This is a genomic window from Methylobacterium crusticola, assembly GCF_003574465.1.
Lineage (GTDB): Bacteria > Pseudomonadota > Alphaproteobacteria > Rhizobiales > Beijerinckiaceae > Methylobacterium > Methylobacterium crusticola.
This window is the reverse complement of record NZ_QOWC01000441.1, coordinates 1-2019: the sequence shown is the minus strand read 5'-3', so window position 1 is coordinate 2019 and position 2019 is coordinate 1. Positions and strand designations below refer to the sequence as shown.

Sequence of the window (2019 nt, the reverse complement as noted above, 5' to 3'; positions counted from 1 at the left end):
GAGCGCCGCCCGGTGCCGGAGCGCCGCCCGGGGCCGGGCGGGGCGGCTCGCCCGCCCGCGTCAGGTCGAGGGTGTAGCCGTCCTCCTCGCGAAACCCCTCGGCGCCGTAGCCCTCGGCCAGCGTCAGGGTCAGGCGCGTGGCCTCCCGGCCGGCCTCGGCCGTGAGGGCCGTGACGGCCGGCCGCAGGCGCCCGCGCGCCTCCGCCAGGTCGACCACGTAGGAGCCGGGCACCTGCACCCGCACCTCGGCCCCGGCCCGCTCCAGGCTGACCTCGACCTCCCGCGGCAGGCGGATCGCGAGGCGGGTCAGGGTCGGCAGGTGCGCGGCCTCGAGGCGCAGGGGCACCGGGGGCCTCGCGGTGCGGGCGGCCTCCTGGCGCAGGCGGGCCTCGAGCTCCTCCGCCCGGCGGGCGAGATCCGCCACCACGTCGGGCGGCAGGCCCGGCATCAGGCCGCTCCAGCCCTCGGGCAGCAGGTCGACGAAGACCCGCTCGCCGGCCTCCAGGACGTTGACCTTGTAGGGGCGCTGGAGGGCCACCCGCATGCCGTTGCCGTCGGGATCGCGCCGGACCTGGGCGACGTAGCCCGGCATCTCGGCGGCCAGGCGCTCGCGGGCGTTGCTGGCGGGCTCGCGGAAGCTGATGACCAGCACGCTGCCGAACACTTTGGCGCTGACCTTCACGCCGTGGTCGAAGGTCAGGGCGATGCGGCCGAAACTCTTCTGCTCGCTGCCCTGCACGGCCACGAGCTGGGCCGACGCGGCAGCGGTGGCGCCGGCGGCCAGCCCCGCCAGCGCGATCAGCGCCGCCGCGCACCGGCCCCTGCCCGTCCGACCCATCACGCAACCCGTCTTCCGACCCGCGGCGCCAGGATGCCGGGTCAGGGCTAACGCGGGCTTAAGGGCCCGGGCCGGGCACGCGTCCGTATCCCGGCGGGACTCCTGCCCGGCGCGCCGGGCTGCGGCCGGGCCCGCTCGCGCGGGGCGCGGCCGCGTGCTACCGGGCCGTCTCGATCGCCGGCAGTTCCCCGGGCGGCAGGCCCGGGCTCGCCGGGGCCGGGCGGGCGGCGGCGCCCCGGGCGCGCTGGGCCAGGGCCACGGTGAGGCGCTCGGCGGTCTCGGGCTGCATCATCGCCAGGACCTCGGCCATCTTGCGCGGGTTCATGCCGAGGACCACCGGCACCAGGACGTCGAGGTTGAGCCGGTCGAAGACCCGCGCGGCCTCCTTCGGCTTCATGGTCTCGTACATCGTCACGATGGTCTTGAGGCCGGCGGCCTCCGCCTCGGCCCGCTTGGCGGCGGTACCCTCGCCCTTGTCCTCCAGGGTCTTGAGGTCGTTGATGCGGCCCTCGAGCTTGCGCTCGGCGTTCTCGATCAGCTGCTCGCGGGTGTCGAGGTCGCGGTTGCGCTGCTGGAGCGCGTCCCGGCGCGCGCCGAGCTTCTCCAGGAGCGCCCGCTCGGCCGGCGAGACGGGCTCGGGCGCGGCCGCCCGCGGGGCCTCCCGGGCCGGCAGGTCCTTGGCGGCCTCCCGGACGGCCTCCTTCGGGGCGTCCCTGGGCGCCTCCTTGGGGGTGACCGAGCCCGTGAACGGGGGGTCGGCCGGCTCGTAGCCGCCGCGGGCATGGGCGAGGACCCGGGCGAAGCCCGTGCCCGCCTGGTTCGGCGGCCCGTCCTCGGCGGCGAGCGCGATGAGCTTCAGGAGCAGGAGGCCGCCGGCCGCGAGCGCCACGCCGTCGATCAGGCGCAGCCGGACATCCGGGCCGCGCCAGGATTTCTTCGGCACGAGCCGCCGGGGGGCCCGCGCGGCCCCGGCCGCGCCCGGCGCCGCGGGCGGCCTGGTCGCGGGACCGGCCGGGGACTTGGCCGAGGGCTTGGCCGAGGGATTGACCGGGGGCTTGGCCGCGGCCTTGGCCGGCGGCCCGGCGGCGGACTTCGCGGACGGGTCGGCCGGCAACGCGGCCGACGGCGCGGCGGGCGGCTTCCCTGGCGGCAGCCCGGCGAAGCGGCGCAGGAGGTTCATG

Annotated in this window: 1 protein-coding gene and 1 pseudogene; both read right to left on the bottom strand. The window is 77.9% G+C overall.

The genetic code is table 11. The features are described from left to right. A pseudogene (locus DT057_RS34740) lies at nucleotides 1–838 on the bottom strand (hypothetical protein); the annotation flags it as partial. A gap of 157 nt (nucleotides 839–995) precedes the next feature. Continuing rightward, the gene (locus tag DT057_RS34735) at nucleotides 996–1781 is read right to left on the bottom strand and encodes a MotE family protein (protein WP_128566533.1); all 786 of its coding nucleotides are present in this window, start codon (nucleotides 1779–1781) and stop codon (nucleotides 996–998) included. Between the last annotated feature and the right edge of the window lie 238 nt (nucleotides 1782–2019).